The organism is Shewanella sp. MR-4, from assembly GCF_000014685.1.
Classification (GTDB): Bacteria; Pseudomonadota; Gammaproteobacteria; order Enterobacterales; family Shewanellaceae; genus Shewanella.
Genome location: NC_008321.1, coordinates 1,577,248 through 1,594,632 on the forward strand (window position 1 = coordinate 1,577,248; position 17,385 = coordinate 1,594,632).

Below are 17,385 nucleotides of genomic sequence, written 5' to 3' on the forward strand. Positions count from 1 at the left end.
AGAAAGGATTTGTTAAGTGATTTTTGGGAGCCGTTTTGCCTAATTCTACGCAAGAAATGCAATTCGAAAATTATCGTCCTCGTCCGCCACAACCCGAACCTAAGGCTAAGCGTCAGCGCAAGCCGAGATCTAAGGGGCGTGTCTGGTTCCTGTTTTTTATTCTGATTATCTGTGTGGCGATTTTGGTTGGTCAGGAGGTTAAAACCTCTTATTTCCAGTCTAAGTATGTTCATCAATATGCGAAGACCTTGACCTATGAGCTAAAAAATCAGCCCAGTCAGTCAATCATCTATCCAAGCTACGGTCCCTTCGATGAACGTCATGGCTACAGTAAGTTGCCCCAGTACATCGATAGATTGCTACAGCGTAATTTCCAGGTGACGCAGCAAGTGGAGTTTTCCCCTGCGCTACAGGAATACGCCCAGATGGGATTTTTCCCACCCTATCATGAGAAGGCACAATCGGGTTTAACGCTGCTTGATTGCCGCAATACCGATCTGTACGAGTTTACCTATCCCAAACGCGTGTATCAGGATGACGATAAAATCCCCAATGAAATCGTCAATACCTTGCTGTTTATTGAAAACCGCGAGCTGTGGACGACTGAGCCTAAGCTTAACCCGGTGATCGACTGGCCACGCTTTATTGTGGCGGGGATGAGCCAAATCGCTGAAATGGTGGGGATGAATGTCTCTACCGCAGGTGGCAGTACGCTGGCGACACAAATTGAGAAGTTCCGCCATTCCTCCCAAGGGTTAACCCTAAGCATCAAGGATAAGTTGCTGCAAATTGGCTCTGCCACAGTGCGGGTTTATCAGCAGGGTGAAATAACTGAGCCTGCCCGTAAGCGCATTATTCAAGACTATTTAAACACTGTGCCTTTATCCTCCGCGCCTAACCATGGCGAAGTACATGGTATTGGTGATGGCCTATGGGCCTGGTTTGGTACGGATTTCGACACGGCGAACCAACTGTTAACTTCGCCGCAAATCAAAGCCAATGCCGCTAAGCGTGGCCAAGTGTTCCGCCAAGTGGTGGCCTTGATGATTGCCCAGCGCCGTCCTTCCTATTATCTGCTGCAGGGGCATGAGGATTTAGAAAATCTGGTCGATAGCCACATCCGCCTGCTCGGTCAATATTATCTGATTGACCGTAAATTGAGGGATGCGGCGCTTGAACAAAAATTGCAGTTTAAAGTCGCCAAACCTCAGCGTAATACGCAATCGGGGTCCGATAAGGGCGTTAACACTATCCGTATTCGTACCGCGGGCATGTTAAATGTGGGTCTGTATGATTTAGACCGTCTCGACTTAACCGTGAATAGCAGTCTACACAGTGATTTGCAGCAACAGGTGAGTCATTACTTACGCAGTCTCGGGCAAGTCTCCACCGCCGAGAAGGTTGGCCTCTTGGGTGAGCGTTTACTCGAACCAAGTCAACTACAAAACGTGCTCTACAGCTTTACCCTCTATGAAAAAACCGAGACGGCTAACCGTGTGCGGGTACAAACCGATAGTACCGATCAACCTTTCGATATTAACGAGGGCAGTAAGTTAGAGCTGGGGTCGACGGCAAAACTTAGAGTGCTGGCGACTTACCTTGAGATCATTGCTGAAATCCACGATAAATATTCGAAGAAACACGGTATTGAGTTGGAGTCGATTGAGATTGAACCTCGCGATCATCTCACTCGCTGGGCCATCGACTATTTGATTGTGAACCCAGATAGACGCCTCGACCGTATGCTGGATGCGGCGCTGCAACGGGAATACTCTGCCTCGCCCAATGAGCAATTCTTCACGGGTGGTGGTTTGCATGTGTTTAATAACTTTAAAAAGACAGAAGATTTTAAAGTGCCAACCATGTACGAGGCGTTGCAAAACTCCATCAACTTACCCTTCGTACGTTTGATGCGTGACATAGTTAACTACAGCAGCAGTATGCAAAACGAAGGCAATATGGCGCGCCTGCTGCGTAATGATAAAGATCCTCGCCGCGAGGAATATCTGCGGGTGTTTGCCGACCGCGAAGGCAATACCTTCGTGAATAAGTTCTACCGTAAGTATAAAAAAGTCGCACCCAATGAGCGTTTAGCGCTGTTTTTTGATGGCCAAACCCAGGCGGAGCAGCAACTGACCGCGGCTTACCGTTATTTGCAGCCCTATGAGTCTATCGCTTCGTTTAAGGCCTTCTTGCAGCAGCGTTTGCCGCAAAACAATTACACGGATAAGCGGATCAAAGAGCTGTATAACAAGTACGGCCCTGAAAAATATAATCTGCCCGATCAAGGTTATATCGCACGGGTGCACCCACTCGAACTCTGGGTACTCGATTACTTGAATCAACATCCCGAGGCCAACCTCAATGATGTGAAAGAGGCGAGTAAGGATGAGCGTCAGGAAGTGTATCGCTGGCTGTTCAGAACGCGGCATAAAAACGCGCGTGATGTGCGGGTACAGGTAATGCTTGAGGTGGAGGCCTTCCTCGACATTCATCAGCGTTGGGCGCGTTTAGGCTATCCTTTTGAATCTATGGTGCCTTCCTTAGGTTCGGCACTGGGTAGCTCGGGCGACAGACCCGCGGCGCTGGCGGAATTGATGGGGATTATCCAAAACGATGGTTATCGTTTACCAACGGTGCGGATTAATCAGCTCCACTTTGCCGAAGATACGCCTTATGAGGTTCTGCTCGAAAACCAAAATACTCAAGGTGAACGAGTAATGCGTCATGAAGTCGCTCAGGCGTTAAAGGCGGCGCTGGCGAACGTCGTTCAAAATGGTACCGCGCGCCGTCTTAAGGGGATCTTTAGCAACGACAACGGCGAAATGCTGGCAATTGGCGGTAAAACCGGTACGGGTGACAACCGTATAGTGACCCAGATGCAGCAGGGCCGCAAAGTGGCTACCACGGCGATGAACCGTACCGCGACGTTTGTGTTCTATTTAGGGGATAACTACTTCGGCACCTTAACCGCCTTTGTGCCGGGCAGTAAGTCGGATGATTTTAGCTTTACCTCGGCGCTGCCATTACAAGTGATGAAGGGCATGATGCCAATTCTTGCGCCCTATGTGAAATCCTCGAAAGGCATGTGCGTACGGGATGAGTAATGATTCACTTATTTTGCGATATGGTTTTTGATACATAAGCATTGGAATGCTAGCTTGAGCTTCCCTATATCTTGAGCTTCTCTATATAAAACAAACCCCGCAGCCGAGTTACAGTTTGCGGGGTTTTTATTGGCACCGACAGGCTTATTCGTCGGCGTTGATATATTGCTTGCGGTCTAAATCGTATTTACGCATCTTGTCGTATAAGGTTTTGCGGGGCAGTTCGAGTTGCTCCATTGTCTGCTTAATGCTTCCCTTGTTATGGCTTAAGGCTTCTTCAATCAATACCCGCTCAAAAAACTCGACCCGTTGCAGCAATGACATACTGGTATGCAGACTGGGCGCGTTGCCTAAGGTGCCTGCGAAGGCGGCTTCGCCACCGAGTAACACATAACGTTCGGCCAGATTTCGCAGCTCACGCACATTACCCGGCCAGTCGTGGGAGCTGAGGATAGCATTCTGCTCGGCATTGAGGGCAATTAAGGCCTTGTGATAGCGCGCCGAGGCCATACGGGCAAAATGTAAGAATAATAAGGGAATATCTTCGCGGCGATCTCTGAGTGGTGGAATGGGCACAGTCACCAGATTTAAGCGATAGAGCAGGTCTTGGCGAAACTCTCCGGTGTCGCACAGGGACTTTAAATCCACCTTAGTGGCGGCAATTACCCGAATATCCAGATGAATGCTTTTATTGGAGCCTAGGCGTTCGACCTTACGATCTTCGAGCACCCGCAGCAGTTTGACCTGTAACGACAGCGGCGTGCTTTCGATTTCATCTAAAAAGAGTGTGCCGCCATTGGCGTATTCAAACTTGCCGACACGCAGTTTATCGACACCGGTAAAGGCGCCAGCTTCGGCGCCAAATAGCTCGCTCTCAATCAAGTTTTCGGGAATCGCGCCGCAGTTAATTGCCACAAAGTTGGCTTGATTGCGACTGCTGTGGTCGTGCAGATAGCGGGCGACCAATTCCTTGCCCGTACCGGTTTCACCTTCAATAAGCACATCGGCGGGGGTGTCGATCACTTGGTCTATGATGTGACGCATGCGCAAAATGCCGACGCTGTGGCCTAATATCCTTGGGCCTGGTACGTTATGGCTTTCTAACTCTTTCTTTAATTTACGGTTCTCTAGGGTGAGGCTGCGTTTATCTAAGGCGCGCTTCACCACGTCTAGCATGTGTTCGTTATTAAAGGGTTTTTCGAGAAAATCGTAGGCCCCTTGTTTTAACGCATTGACCGCCATGGCGATATCGCCAAAGCCGGTGAGCAGCACCACGGGTAAATCGGGGTCCTGCTGACGAATTTGCTGCATCAAACTGATGCCGTCGAGCTGCGGCATATTCACATCGGAAATCACTACTCCGGCCCAGTCTCTGTCGAGTAATTTGGCGATCCCTTTGGGATCGGTAGTGGCGAAGGCTTTAATGCCTTCCAACTCAAACAGCTGCACGAGCACTGTGCCTATATGGGGCTCATCGTCGATGATCAGTACGCTATAGTCTTGAATTGAATTGGGCAGACTCATGATGACTGACGTTCCTCGGCTAAATAAATCGGTAAAATAATGTGGAAAATGGCGCCGCCGTCCTCGGCATTGGCAACATTAATTTGCCCCTGCATGGACTCGATAATGCGCTGGGAAATGGATAACCCGAGTCCAAGCCCTGTACGTTCACTGGTGGTGAAATAGGGCTCAAAAATCTTCTCCATTTGGCTCTCGCGCACCCCTGGGCCCGAGTCCTGAATACTGATACAGAACTTGTCCTGACAGTTTACCCTAATACTCAGTGTTCGTTTTGAGGATTGCTGCATGGCAACAATCGCATTGCTCATAATATTCACAAACACTTGTTGCAACCTCACCTTATCCCCCCAGACCTGATATTGGCCTTCGGGGAGCAGCACATCGAGTTCAACCCCTTGTTTGTCGATTTCGGGCTGGACTATGGTCAGGGCTTGCTTGATACAGCCTTTGAGGTCGGTGGCACTGTCATTGCCTTGGCTCTTGCGGGTAAAACTCTTAAATTGGCCGACAATATCGGCTAATCGGTCGGTCAGCTCGATAATAATTTTAAGATTATCAGAGGCTTTATCCGGCATATTGCGGGCGAGGAAGGTTTGGGTATTTTGTGCGTAGCTGCGAAGGGCGGCTAAGGGTTGATTCAGCTCATGGTTGATACTGGCGGATAGGCTACCTATCACGGTCAACTTAGCCGCTTGAATGAGTTCATCCTGAGTGTCTTTGAGACGATTATTGGCCTGCTGCAGATCTTGGGTGCGCTCTTCCACCCTTTGTTCTAATAAACTCTGGGCAAGTTGCATTCGCTGTAGGTTGCGACGCCGCTCGCTACTAAAGAGTAAGCCTAAGGCAAGCAGTAAATAGATGGAGGCCGATAACAGCATAAGCGCGGGCATAGACTCGAGCAAAGGTTTCATCGGCGCCAGAATGTGCACTCGCCAGCCTGCTTTGGTCATTAAGTGATGGGTATCCATGTATTGCGCTTGGCTGTTGCCGGAGCGAATTTGATAGATATGGCCATTACTCAGGCTGTCTTCTTGGTATTGGGGTTTAATCAGTAATTCACCAATCGGCCGCTCGGCGTAACGTTTCGAGGCGTTTAAGGCATATTGTTTCGCCTGAGTCAGCGGCGTAAGCGAGGCTAAGCGCCATTCATCGACACTGGAGATAAACACAATATCGTCGGGGTCGCTGATGAGGAATTGATACTGGCCCGCTATCGCAATACTGGTGCTTTGCTGCTCGATATCGGCGATATCCACTTTCACAATAATGGCGCCCAGAATGCCCTTCGCGCCTTGTTGATAAATGGGGTAAGAAAAGTAAAAGCCGCGTTTATCCGAACTGGTGCCCACCGCATAGTAGCGGCCCAAATTGCCTGAAATCGCGTCGGTGTAATAGGGTCTGAAGGAATAGTCTTTGCCGATAAACGAAAAGCTCTGTTGCCAGTTGCTGGCGGCAATGGCAATACCGAGGGCGTCGATAAGATAAATATCGGATGCCTCAGTCACATGCTGAATTTCTTCCAAGTACAGGTTAAGTTCTTGTACTTTCTTGGGGTTTTGTTGATCGTTAAGCACATTGGCGAGCATGGGGTTGGTCGACAAAACATGGGGGATACTCTCGTAACGCGACAGCGCGCCATCGAGGAAGCTGACCAGCTCTTTGAGTTGTTTTTCTGATTGCTGTTGGATTTCAATTTTGCCCTGATAAAAGTGCACCCAGTAGGTTAATTTTAAGATGGCAAATAAGCCCGCAAGTAACACTATGGTCATTAAAAGACGTTGTTTGGCCTTGGGCGTCATGGGCAACATAGCAGGCGATCCTGATCCACACTGAATAAAACAAAGCGAGCCTGAGTAGGCTCGCTTAAAAACTATCTAGAATCAAGGAATAATCCTTATTCCTTGAGATTAATATCCGTTGAGCTTATCCAGAAATTCCGGCAAGAACAGGGAGATTTGTGGCACATAGGTGATAAGTGCCAAGAAGGCCAACATCAGTGCTAACCACGGCAGTACAGATTGGATCACCCAGCCGATACTGCGGCCTGTGATCCCCGCCGTCACGAAGAGGTTAAGCCCCACCGGCGGCGTCAGCATACCAATCTCCATGTTTACCACCATGATGATACCTAAGTGAATAGGATCGATACCTAAGTGAGTGGCAATCGGGAACAAAATCGGCGCCATAATCAACACGATGGCTGATGGCTCCATAAAGTTACCCGCCGCTAACAGCAGTAAGTTGACAATGATTAAGAAGCCCCAAGCGGGTAAGCCCATACCAACAATGTGTTCGGCAATGATATGGGGAATACGCTCAGTGGTCAGTACGTGGGCGAATAGCATGGCGTTGGCAATGATAAACAGCAGCATGATGCTGACTTTTGCCCCGTCGCGCACAACATGGCGAATTTCTTTGTCGATTGGGGTTTTAATCAGCCCGAGCGCCATATGGCCTAAGTTACGGGCAATCGCGTTGGGGATGGGCTCATTAGGATTACGCCAAGCCACATTTTTCAATGGGCCGATATCGCGATAACCAAATACCGCAATGAAATAGGCATACATACAGGCTACGGCAGAGGCTTCGGTTGGACTGGCCACACCGCCGTAGATTGAACCTAACACGATAAGAATAAGTGCCAGACCACCTAAGGCTTTGGCACTGGAAATACCCAGTTGCTTAAAGCCGGGGAAGGGGCGTGATGGCAGATTTTTAAAACGGGCGACGATATAAATCACTATCATCAGCAGGAAGCCCATCATCAAACCTGGGATTAAGCCCGCCATAAACATTCTGGCTGCCGACACTTCCGTCGCTGCCGCATACACTAGCATCACGATTGAAGGTGGGATCAAAATCCCTAAGGTACCAGAGGTGGTAATGACGCCAGCGGCAAATTTTTCGGGATAACCCGCTTTTACCATGCCGACGATCACAATCGAGCCAATGGCGGCCACAGTCGCGGGCGATGAACCTGACACCGCGGCAAACAACATACAGGCCATCACTGAGGCCATGGCTAAACCACCACGGATATGGCCGATACTGTCCATCGCAAAATCGATGATCCGTCGTGCCACTCCACCGGTTGACAGGAAGGCTGAGGACAGAATAAAGAAGGGGATCGCCAGCAGGGTATAGTGCTCTGACGATGACTCATAAAGTTTTAACGCCACAGAGGCGAGGGAATCGTTGGAGAAGAATAAAATCGTCAGCATGCTTGAGAAACCTAACGCAATCGCGATAGGCATACCTAAAAACATACAGACGAGTAGGGCAGTAAAGAGGGTCGCAATGGCCATTACTTCGCTTCCTTGTTGTCTGTTTCTTGTTGTGCGTGCTGAGCTGCTTCATCAATTAAATGCATGCTTTCTTTCGCTTCATCGGCAAATTGGAATCCTGAGACTTGGTTGCGCAGGATGGCGATAAACAGTTCAAAGAAACGCCAAGTCAACATGCTAAAACCAATCAACAGAATGCTTTGGGATAACCAAATGGGCACAGCGCCGTCTTCGACATCAATCTTTAAGGTGTTCCAAGCAAAGTCGGGATCTAAGCTGTTTAACAGGAACTTAGGAAAGTGAATATCTTCCATCGGTACGCCGATTTGGTACATCTGTGACAGATATTCCCAGCTACCTTTTAAAAACAGTCCGCAATAAGCCAAGCAAATCAATGCCGTCACTAGGGAAGTGACCTTTTTAGCCTTAGGGGGCAGATTTTTTACAAACGCATCAACACCGATGTGAGCACCGACTTTCACCCCATAGGACATACCAAAGAGCACAAACCAACCACAGAGGGTTAAGGTTAGTTCTTGGATCCATAAAAAACCGGTATTGAAGAAAAACCGCGCCACGACCTCAGTGAACACTAAGAGTGTCATCAAGGTGATCAAGAGGTTAAGCACCCCTTCTTCAAAGTAACCAAAAATTCGCGATATCACAGCTGTACTCCCCTCGCTCAAATACCGCTTAACCCCAAATAGAGGTTAAGCGGTTTATTTCATTATTGTTTATTTGCAGCAACAGCGGCTTCAATCACATCTTTACCTACTTGGTCTTCAAATTTCGCCCAAACAGGTTTCATTACATCAATCCATTTTTGACGTTCTTCTGGTGTTAAGGTCACCAGTTGAGAACGTTTAGAATCAAGGATTAATTGCTTGTCTTCGTTATCTTTTTCAGCAGCGATCTTGTTACCTAAGGCGATAGACTCATCTAACGCTTCTTTGATCACTTTACGTTTATCCGCGGGTAAGCCTTTCCAGAAGGCGTCAGAGGTCACGACCATGTAGTCCAGAACGCCGTGGTTACTTTCAGTAATCTGGCTTTGAACTTCATAGAATTTTTGTGAGTAGGTGTTTGACCAAGTATTTTCTTGACCGTCGATCGCACGGGTTTGCAGCAGAGTGAACACTTCAGAGAAAGGTTTTTTCACTGGGATGGCGCCAACTGCATCAAACTGGGCAGCCAATACGTCAGATGCCATCACGCGGAATTTTAAGCCTTTAGCATCAGAAGGTTGTTTGAGTGGAGTGTTAGCAGAGAACTGCTTCATACCATTGTGCAGATAACCTAAACCCACAATCCCTTTACGGCTCATTGAGTTCAGCAGGGCTTGGCCGGCTTCACCTTGTTGGAAACGGTTTACTGCATCCATGTCATTGAACAGGAATGGCAGGTCGAAAACCTGTAGGCGCTTAGTGTAACGCTCAAATTTAGAAAGAGAAGGCGCTACAAATTGCACGTCGTTTAACAGAAGTGCCGCTAACTCGTTGTTATCCCCAAATAACTGTGAGTTAGGGAATACACTGACCGTATATTCACCAGGTAAACGTTGTTCAACTAATTCTTTAAACTTCAACGCCATTTGACCCTTTGGCGTGTTTTCAGCAACCACGTGGGAGAACTTGATTTCAACGGGCGCCGCAAACACGTTAAAGCTGGTCGCAAACACTGAGGCCAGTGCCAGCATTTTTGCGACGGTTTTCAATGGACGTGTAATACCCATCTGTTGATTCAATGTCATTTTTGAGTTCCTTTTTCTGTTGTTAGGATTTGTCCTCAGCCTTGGTTAGTTTGTTACCAAGTGTGAGTAGGAATACAGCCTTGATTTCCCTGAGGTCTGTCTTAATAAAGGCAAATACCACGCCAACTTACGATGCACTCTGTAAGTGTTTGGTTAATAAAGTGTAGTTCATTTGACGTTTGTCACACTTTTAGTTTTGTGGGTGAGATCTCGCTCACGTTGATTTTCGCTATGGGTGGAAATCCACCCAAACTGCATTTTGTGGGGTATGAGCAGAGGTTTTTAGCTTGATGATAAACTGAGCTAAATAAGTTGCTTTTAGATCAAAAGCTGTTTGAAAAATGACTGTGAAGCAGGGGATAGCTGAGATGACAAAGATGAAGCAATGCGGTAGTCAGCCATGATCTTCGCCAATTCGCTTTAGGATTTCATCGCTTGGGAGCAGTTCTAAATGTCCACGTTCATCAAAGTACCAGCCAGTAATAAAGCCTTTTTGGCGCATGCTGACCAGATTTTGCATGACTTCACGGGCTTCCCTCAATGCGGTTTGTTCATCGCAGGCATGGGTATGTTTTAAATACGCTGCAATATTGGTGAGGGATGCAGATTGACTGACGCTGGCCATAGTGCTGATCTCCAAATATGCCTAAGGCAACAATCAGCAGCGTTTAAATGGGATTGAATACTGGGTAACAGACTCAGTTAAGCAGATGCTGATTAAGATCAAGCATAGTTGAGTTGTGCTAGGGGTAAAGTTTTTGGAGGAATATGGTGGTCGCTACTGGGATCGAACCAGTGACCCCCTCCTTGTAAGGGAGGTGCTCTCCCGGCTGAGCTAAGCGACCCGGGGTAAATCAGTACTGAAGAATATGGTGGTCGCTACTGGGATCGAACCAGTGACCCCCTCCTTGTAAGGGAGGTGCTCTCCCGGCTGAGCTAAGCGACCGGAATTCTTTCAATACAAATTTTAATGTCATTCTAAAAATATGGTGGTCGCTACTGGGATCGAACCAGTGACCCCCTCCTTGTAAGGGAGGTGCTCTCCCGGCTGAGCTAAGCGACCGGAATTCTTTCAATACAAATTTTAATGTCATTCTAAAAATATGGTGGTCGCTACTGGGATCGAACCAGTGACCCCCTCCTTGTAAGGGAGGTGCTCTCCCGGCTGAGCTAAGCGACCGGAGAATGACGACACAGTGAATGATGAGTATATGGTGGTCGCTACTGGGATCGAACCAGTGACCCCCTCCTTGTAAGGGAGGTGCTCTCCCGGCTGAGCTAAGCGACCCGGGCATATAACAACTTGTATACCATGGTTAAATTTTCATTTAACACATGGTGGTCGCTACTGGGATCGAACCAGTGACCCCCTCCTTGTAAGGGAGGTGCTCTCCCAGCTGAGCTAAGCGACCTCTGCTGTGTGGAGCCGTATTATAGGGAGGTTCGATCGAGTGTCAACGCTTTTTAATGAAAAAAGCATTGGTCGCGCTATTTTTGCTCGGATTGCCGTAATGTTAATCACGTCATCATTCAAAGTGTTACTTTATTGGACAATTTAGCTGGCATTTTCATTTCAGGCTTTAGCGCTCATCTTGAAAATAAGTCAGCCAATCGCATCGTTAAGTGTTCTCTTTCGAGGGTTTGCGGCTTTTTTAGGCTGAAAAGTGTTCTCTTATACGGCTTAAACGATAAAGGAAGAGGGGCAGCGCCATTCTCTTCATCTATTTTGCTCAATTTCGATGGCATGTTTCTAAATAGAGATGCGCATCCTTATGTCGTTCCGATTATATAGCGTTTGTTTTCGGATATGGGGCGCTGGATTCTCATCTTTATCAGATCAATCTAAAGCGCTAGCCTTTGGGCAGATACTTTGAGGGGATCTGCAATACCTGCACTAAGTGCCATTTGCAGCGCAGACTTAGGCTGCTAGAATAAGCCCACTTTTTACCGTGATTGTCTTTATCTAGACGACTTTATATAGGTTAGTGTCCCATTATGACAACTAAGACGCGTTTTGCCCCAAGCCCAACAGGCTTTTTGCACGTGGGCGGTGCCCGTACAGCTCTTTATTCTTGGTTACAAGCTCGTGCCAATAATGGCGAGTTTGTTTTACGTATCGAAGATACGGATATTGAACGTTCTACTCAGGCTGCATGTGATGCCATTTTAGAGGGCATGAACTGGTTAGGTCTGACGTGGGATGAGGGCCCGTACTATCAAACTAAGCGTTTTGATCGTTATAACGAAATCATCGCGCAGATGTTAGAGCAGGGCACAGCTTATAAATGTTATTGCTCGCGTGAACGTATCGATGCTTTAAGAGAAGCACAAGCGGCAAATGGCGAAGCACAAAAATACGATGGTTGCTGCCGTGACTTGCCGGCGCGTGACACTGACGAGCCTTTTGTTGTGCGTTTTAAAAACCCCATCGGCGGTTCAGTGGTATTTGATGACCATGTCCGTGGCCGTATCGAGTTTTCAAACGATGCATTAGATGATCTGATCATTGCCCGTACCGATGGCGTACCTACTTATAACTTCTGTGTGGTTGTTGACGATTGGGATATGGGGATCACTTGTGTGGTTCGCGGTGAAGACCATATCAACAACACGCCACGTCAAATCAACATCCTTAAAGCATTAGGCGCGCCTATTCCTGAATATGCCCACGTGTCGATGATTTTAGGGGATGACGGTGCCAAGTTGTCTAAGCGTCACGGTGCGGTAAGCGTAATGCAATACCGTGATGATGGTTACCTGCCAGAAGCACTGCTTAACTATTTAGTTCGCTTAGGTTGGTCACATGGCGATCAAGAAGTGTTCTCTTTAGAAGAAATGAAGCAGCTCTTTAAGTTAGACGACATCAACAAAGCGCCTTCGGCTTTTAATACCGAAAAACTGGTTTGGTTAAACCAACACTATATTAAGACACTTGATCCTGAATATGTGGCTAGCCATTTACAGTGGCACATGGACGATCAAAAGATCGATACCTCAAATGGCCCAGCTTTATCTGCGGTAGTGACTGCATTGGCTGAACGCGCTAAGACCTTAAAAGAGTTAGCCGCTTCTAGCCGTTACTTCTATGAAGACTTCGCAGAGTTCGATGCTGAGCAAGCGAAAAAGCACTTACGTGGTGTCGCACTTGAGCCATTGCAATTAGTGCAACAAAAACTGGCAGCATTAACTGAGTGGACTGTTGAAGCTATCCACCAAGCAATTGAAGCTACCGCGACCGAATTAGAAGTCGGTATGGGTAAAGTGGGTATGCCATTACGTGTCGCTGTGACAGGTGCAGGGCAGTCTCCTGGCTTAGATATCACCTTATTCTTAATAGGAAAGGTGCGTTCTGAGCAAAGAATATCCAAAGCGATTGAATTTGTAGCAGATAGAATAAATTCCTAAAAAACGAGTTGACACATTTAGGTGCGCTGCATAGAATGCGCCCCGTAGTTGAGACACAGACGAGCGAATGCTTGTAGTGCACTTAAATACAGCTTGATAAGTTTGGGGCTATAGCTCAGCTGGGAGAGCGCTTGCATGGCATGCAAGAGGTCGACGGTTCGATCCCGTCTAGCTCCACCAAACTTACCGCCGATATTAAGCGTGATAAGCATTAGTGATAATGTGAGTCGAATTAATATGTCCTTGTGTCCCCTTCGTCTAGAGGCCTAGGACACCGCCCTTTCACGGCGGTAACAGGGGTTCGAATCCCCTAGGGGATACCACTATGTTTATCACATAGGGTTCCTAGCAAATGACTAACGAGTCGTTTGGTAAGAACAAATCCAGTTTCTGCGATATATACTGAATATCAGTCATGTCGAAAGAATTTGGGGCTATAGCTCAGCTGGGAGAGCGCTTGCATGGCATGCAAGAGGTCGACGGTTCGATCCCGTCTAGCTCCACCAAATTCGCCGTATTAAGCGAGAGCACTGTTAGTCATTAATAGTTTTCAAATTAATATGTCCTTGTGTCCCCTTCGTCTAGAGGCCTAGGACACCGCCCTTTCACGGCGGTAACAGGGGTTCGAATCCCCTAGGGGATACCACTCTATCCTTTAAAGATAGGGTGCTATCACAAATGACTAGCGAGTGATTTGTGAGATAACGGCAAGACCTCAGTGATGAGGCTAAACATCTGTCCTTGTGTCTCCTTCTGTTCTTAGAAGTGCGCCTAGGATACCGCCAATGTTAAGCGGGGATGAAAATTCGAATTAATATGTCCTTGTGTCCCCTTCGTCTAGAGGCCTAGGACACCGCCCTTTCACGGCGGTAACAGGGGTTCGAATCCCCTAGGGGATACCACTCTATCCCTTAGATAGGGTGCTATCACAAATGACTAACGAGTGATTTGTGAGTTAACAGTAATTCCTCAGTGATGAGGCTAAACATCGGTCCTTGTGTCCCCTTCGTCTAGAGGCCTAGGACACCGCCCTTTCACGGCGGTAACAGGGGTTCGAATCCCCTAGGGGATACCACTCTATCCCTTAAAGATAGGGTGCTATCACAAATGACTAGCGAGTGATTTGTGAGTTAACAGTAATACCTCAGTGATGAGGCCAAACATCGGTCCTTGTGTATCCTTCTGTTCTTAGAAGTGCGCCTAGGATGCCGCCAATGTTAAGCGGGAATGAAAATTCGAATTAATATGTCCTTGTGTCCCCTTCGTCTAGAGGCCTAGGACACCGCCCTTTCACGGCGGTAACAGGGGTTCGAATCCCCTAGGGGATACCACTCTATCTCTTAAAGATAGGGTGTTATCACAAATGACTAGCGAGTGATTTGTGAGTTAACGGCAAGACCTCAGTGATGAGGCTAAATATCGGTTCTTGTGTCTCCTTCTGTTCTTAGAAGTGCGCCTAGGACACCGCCAATGTTAAGCGGGAATGAAAATTCAAATTAATATGTCCTTGTGTCCCCTTCGTCTAGAGGCCTAGGACACCGCCCTTTCACGGCGGTAACAGGGGTTCGAATCCCCTAGGGGATACCACTCTATCCCTTAAAGATAGGGTGCTATCACAAATGACTAGCGAGTGATTTGTGAGTAAACAGTAAGACCTCAGTGATGAGGCTAAACATCGGTCCTTGTGTCTCCTTCTGTTCTTAGAAGTGCGCCTAGGACACCGCCAATGTTAAGCGGGAATGAAAATTCGAATTAATATGTCCTTGTGTCCCCTTCGTCTAGAGGCCTAGGACACCGCCCTTTCACGGCGGTAACAGGGGTTCGAATCCCCTAGGGGATACCACCTCAACTAAGATTAATCGCTAATGTTAGTTGAGAACAATAAGCCACCGTTAGGTGGTTTTTTTGTATCTAAAATTCGTTATCCTGCCATAAGCCATAAGCCATAAGCCATAAGCCATAAGCCAATTCTATTGAGATAGTATCAGTTTATTTGTCTTGGGTTGTGGTAGGGGAGTAGGTACTTTCTGCGGTATTTTCGTCTTATCAAATCGCAGTACCGATATAAGAGTAAACAGCGTGTCATCTCAGTAGAGCACCATACTTAAAGGGTCCAGTTTGCGGATATTGTTGAGGATTGAGGGGATTTTGTTGGGGGGATAGTTGCCTGCAACAAACTCTTTGTGCCTCTCCCCCCTGCCAACAAAGCAAACGCAAATAATAAAGCCAAATAAAAAGGCGACTCGAGGTCGCCATTTACATCCAAACTCAATGATTTTTCAAATCAAAGTACAAGGTGGTGAGCTTAAGAAACGCTTAAAGCTACTCAACCCCGAGGAAACCACCCGTTTGATGGGCCCAAAGCTGGGCATAGATACCGCCAGCGGCAATCAACTCTTGATGGGTTCCTTGCTCGACGATACGACCTTGATCGAGCACGATTAATCTGTCCATCGCCGCGATAGTGGATAATCTATGGGCAATCGCGATCACCGTCTTTCCTTGCATCAATTCGTACAAGCTTTCCTGAATCGCAGCTTCCACTTCGGAGTCCAAGGCAGAAGTCGCCTCATCGAGCAGTAAAATCGGCGCATTTTTCAATAGTACCCGAGCAATCGCGATACGCTGTCTCTGTCCACCTGAGAGCTTAACCCCTCGCTCACCGACTTGTGCATCTAAGCCATGGTTGCCATTAGGGTCGGTCAGTTCATTAATAAAATCATGGGCCTGAGCCTGTTTTATTGCATGTTCGAGTTGGGTTTCGCTGGCATCAGGATTACCGTAAAGAATATTCTCCCGAATCGTGCGATGAAGCAGAGAAGTATCTTGGGTCACCATGCCAATCTGTGAACGCAGTGAGTCCTGCTTGACCGCTTTAATATCTTGACCATCGATACAAATTTGACCTTTCTCAACATCGTAAAAACGCATCAACAAGTTCACTAGGGTTGACTTGCCCGCGCCCGAGCGGCCAACGAGACCGACTTTTTCGCCCGCTTTGATATTGAGGTTAAGATCTTCGATAACACCGGTTTCTTCGCCGTAATGGAAGCTCACCTGATTAAAATCGATACGTCCTTGCTCTACCACTAAAGTGTTGGCATTGGGCGAATCTTGGATCAGTGTCGTTTTCGAAAGGGTATTCATCCCATCGGTCACTGTACCGATGTTTTCAAATAATGAACTGATTTCCCACATGATCCACTGCGACATACCATTGAGGCGTAGCGCTAAACTCACGGCAATTGCGATCGCTCCAACAGAGATGGCATTGTCACTCCAGAGCAAGATAGATACTGCGGCAATGCTGAAGGCGAGCATATAGTTAATCACTTGCACACTGACACTGATCCCCGTGACGAGGCGCATCTGGCGGTACACAGTGTCGAGGAAACTGCGCATACTCGCCTTGGCATACTCGGCCTCTTTATCCGTATGGGCGAAGAGTTTCACCGTGGTGATATTGGTGTAACTGTCGACAATACGGCCCGTCATTGTCGAGCGTGCATCGGCCTGTTCGGTTGAAACCGTTTTCAGCCTAGGCACAAAATACCACTGTAAACCGATATAGAGCGCCAGCCAGATCAGCATGGGGATCACCAGACGCACATCGGCACTGGCCACCATCACCAGCATGGAGGTGAAATACACTAAAATGTATACCAGCACATCGAGGAGTTTCATCACGGTTTCACGGACCGCAAGGGAGGTTTGCATTACTTTAGTGGCAATACGGCCGGCAAAATCATTTTGATAGAAAGAGACGCTTTGCTTGAGCAGATAGCGGTGTGCAAGCCAGCGAATCGACATCGGATAATTACCCAGCAAGGTTTGATGCATGATAAGCGCATGGAATAGCACTAATATCGGCATCACCACTAGGACCATCAGCCCCATTAATAGCAGCGTCGAGCCTTCATCTTGAAAGAGTGTCTCAGGGCTTTTTTTCACTAACCAATCGACTAATTGCCCCATAAAGCCAAATAGCGAGACTTCGAGCATGGCGATTAATGCCGTCAGTACTGACATTAAGATAAGCGGTAATTCATAGCCCTTAGTGTAATGCCGGCAGAACGCATACACCCCGGTGGGAGGTTTGGTTGGTTCACCATCGGGTAGGGCTTCAACCCAAGATTCAAATCGTTTAAACATGAATTGACTCTATTTTAATTGAGAAAAGTGGATGGGGGAAAACGTCGAGGTGTCTAGCATATAGGATCTTACACTTTAAAAGCACGTGATGATCCAGTTCCGTTTTCCGCGAGTGTGCTAGCATAGGGTGACGTACAGTAACCGACAAGTACAAAATTGTGAA

General features: G+C 47.6%; 9 protein-coding genes and 15 tRNA genes. 11 read left to right on the top strand and 13 right to left on the bottom strand.

The window, feature by feature from the left end:
- Positions 1–35 precede the first annotated feature (35 nt).
- The gene (locus tag SHEWMR4_RS07105; protein WP_011622142.1) at positions 36–3,107 is read left to right on the top strand and encodes a transglycosylase domain-containing protein; all 3,072 of its coding nucleotides are present in this window, start codon (positions 36–38) and stop codon (positions 3,105–3,107) included.
- Between the two features lie 144 nt (positions 3,108–3,251).
- Here SHEWMR4_RS07105 and SHEWMR4_RS07110 read toward each other — a convergent pair whose 3' ends face one another.
- From SHEWMR4_RS07110 to SHEWMR4_RS07165, 12 genes are all read right to left on the bottom strand, one after another.
- Positions 3,252–4,631 (bottom strand): sigma-54-dependent transcriptional regulator, encoded by a 1,380-nt coding sequence (locus tag SHEWMR4_RS07110; RefSeq protein WP_011622143.1) that lies wholly within the window; start codon positions 4,629–4,631, stop codon positions 3,252–3,254.
- Positions 4,628–6,439: a sensor histidine kinase gene (locus tag SHEWMR4_RS07115; RefSeq protein ID WP_011622144.1), complete on the bottom strand. Its 1,812-nt coding sequence runs from the start codon at positions 6,437–6,439 to the stop codon at positions 4,628–4,630. The genes SHEWMR4_RS07110 and SHEWMR4_RS07115 overlap by 4 nt, the downstream gene beginning before the upstream one ends.
- 99 nt (positions 6,440–6,538) lie before the next feature.
- A complete protein-coding gene (locus SHEWMR4_RS07120) occupies positions 6,539–7,936 on the bottom strand; it encodes a TRAP transporter large permease (RefSeq protein ID WP_011622145.1) in 1,398 nt (465 codons plus the stop codon).
- The gene (locus tag SHEWMR4_RS07125) at positions 7,936–8,580 is read right to left on the bottom strand and encodes a TRAP transporter small permease (RefSeq protein ID WP_011622146.1); all 645 of its coding nucleotides are present in this window, start codon (positions 8,578–8,580) and stop codon (positions 7,936–7,938) included. Before SHEWMR4_RS07125 ends, SHEWMR4_RS07120 begins: the two co-directional genes overlap by 1 nt.
- A gap of 62 nt (positions 8,581–8,642) precedes the next feature.
- The gene (locus SHEWMR4_RS07130) at positions 8,643–9,665 is read right to left on the bottom strand and encodes a TRAP transporter substrate-binding protein (protein WP_011622147.1); all 1,023 of its coding nucleotides are present in this window, start codon (positions 9,663–9,665) and stop codon (positions 8,643–8,645) included.
- 394 nt (positions 9,666–10,059) lie between these two features.
- Positions 10,060–10,290, bottom strand: coding sequence for a hypothetical protein (locus tag SHEWMR4_RS07135; RefSeq protein WP_011073026.1), 231 nt, complete (start codon positions 10,288–10,290; stop codon positions 10,060–10,062).
- Between the two features lie 144 nt (positions 10,291–10,434).
- Positions 10,435–10,510: transfer RNA gene (locus tag SHEWMR4_RS07140), tRNA-Val, on the bottom strand.
- A 25-nt stretch (positions 10,511–10,535) separates the two neighbouring features.
- A tRNA-Val gene (locus SHEWMR4_RS07145) sits at positions 10,536–10,611 on the bottom strand.
- Between the two features lie 41 nt (positions 10,612–10,652).
- Positions 10,653–10,728 (bottom strand) — tRNA-Val (locus SHEWMR4_RS07150).
- A gap of 41 nt (positions 10,729–10,769) precedes the next feature.
- Positions 10,770–10,845: transfer RNA gene (locus tag SHEWMR4_RS07155), tRNA-Val, on the bottom strand.
- 32 nt (positions 10,846–10,877) lie between these two features.
- Positions 10,878–10,953: transfer RNA gene (locus tag SHEWMR4_RS07160), tRNA-Val, on the bottom strand.
- A gap of 48 nt (positions 10,954–11,001) precedes the next feature.
- A tRNA-Val gene (locus SHEWMR4_RS07165) sits at positions 11,002–11,077 on the bottom strand.
- Between the two features lie 583 nt (positions 11,078–11,660).
- Between SHEWMR4_RS07165 and gltX the strand changes: the two genes are divergently transcribed.
- The 10 genes from gltX (at position 11,661) to SHEWMR4_RS07215 (ending at position 14,913) form a co-directional block, all read left to right on the top strand.
- Complete coding sequence (gltX, locus tag SHEWMR4_RS07170; protein WP_011622148.1) at positions 11,661–13,070, top strand: glutamate--tRNA ligase; 1,410 nt, start codon at positions 11,661–11,663, stop codon at positions 13,068–13,070.
- 104 nt (positions 13,071–13,174) lie between these two features.
- A tRNA-Ala gene (locus tag SHEWMR4_RS07175) sits at positions 13,175–13,250 on the top strand.
- 67 nt (positions 13,251–13,317) lie between these two features.
- Positions 13,318–13,393: transfer RNA gene (locus SHEWMR4_RS07180), tRNA-Glu, on the top strand.
- 107 nt (positions 13,394–13,500) lie between these two features.
- Positions 13,501–13,576, top strand: a tRNA-Ala gene (locus tag SHEWMR4_RS07185).
- Positions 13,577–13,640: 64 nt separating this feature from the next.
- Positions 13,641–13,716, top strand: a tRNA-Glu gene (locus SHEWMR4_RS07190).
- Between the two features lie 180 nt (positions 13,717–13,896).
- A tRNA-Glu gene (locus SHEWMR4_RS07195) sits at positions 13,897–13,972 on the top strand.
- A gap of 97 nt (positions 13,973–14,069) precedes the next feature.
- Positions 14,070–14,145, top strand: a tRNA-Glu gene (locus SHEWMR4_RS07200).
- Between the two features lie 180 nt (positions 14,146–14,325).
- A tRNA-Glu gene (locus SHEWMR4_RS07205) sits at positions 14,326–14,401 on the top strand.
- A gap of 180 nt (positions 14,402–14,581) precedes the next feature.
- Positions 14,582–14,657 (top strand) — tRNA-Glu (locus SHEWMR4_RS07210).
- A gap of 180 nt (positions 14,658–14,837) precedes the next feature.
- Positions 14,838–14,913, top strand: a tRNA-Glu gene (locus tag SHEWMR4_RS07215).
- Between the two features lie 479 nt (positions 14,914–15,392).
- Here the strand turns inward: SHEWMR4_RS07215 and SHEWMR4_RS07220 are convergent.
- Entirely contained in the window at positions 15,393–17,222 is a 1,830-nt protein-coding gene (locus tag SHEWMR4_RS07220) for an ABC transporter ATP-binding protein (RefSeq protein WP_011622149.1), read from the bottom strand.
- Positions 17,223–17,385 lie beyond the last annotated feature (163 nt).

What these genes read in the sequence shown, in the direction of transcription:
- SHEWMR4_RS07220 (WP_011622149.1), bottom strand. Translation starts at nt 17,222, where the DNA reads ATGTTTAAACGATTTGAATCTTGGGTTGAAGCCCTACCCGATGGTGAA.
- SHEWMR4_RS07110 (WP_011622143.1), bottom strand. Translation starts at nt 4,631, where the DNA reads ATGAGTCTGCCCAATTCAATTCAAGACTATAGCGTACTGATCATCGAC.
- SHEWMR4_RS07115 (WP_011622144.1), bottom strand. Translation starts at nt 6,439, where the DNA reads ATGTTGCCCATGACGCCCAAGGCCAAACAACGTCTTTTAATGACCATA.
- SHEWMR4_RS07130 (WP_011622147.1), bottom strand. Translation starts at nt 9,665, where the DNA reads ATGACATTGAATCAACAGATGGGTATTACACGTCCATTGAAAACCGTC.
- SHEWMR4_RS07135 (WP_011073026.1), bottom strand. Translation starts at nt 10,290, where the DNA reads ATGGCCAGCGTCAGTCAATCTGCATCCCTCACCAATATTGCAGCGTAT.
- gltX (WP_011622148.1), top strand. Translation starts at nt 11,661, where the DNA reads ATGACAACTAAGACGCGTTTTGCCCCAAGCCCAACAGGCTTTTTGCAC.
- SHEWMR4_RS07120 (WP_011622145.1), bottom strand. Translation starts at nt 7,936, where the DNA reads ATGGCCATTGCGACCCTCTTTACTGCCCTACTCGTCTGTATGTTTTTA.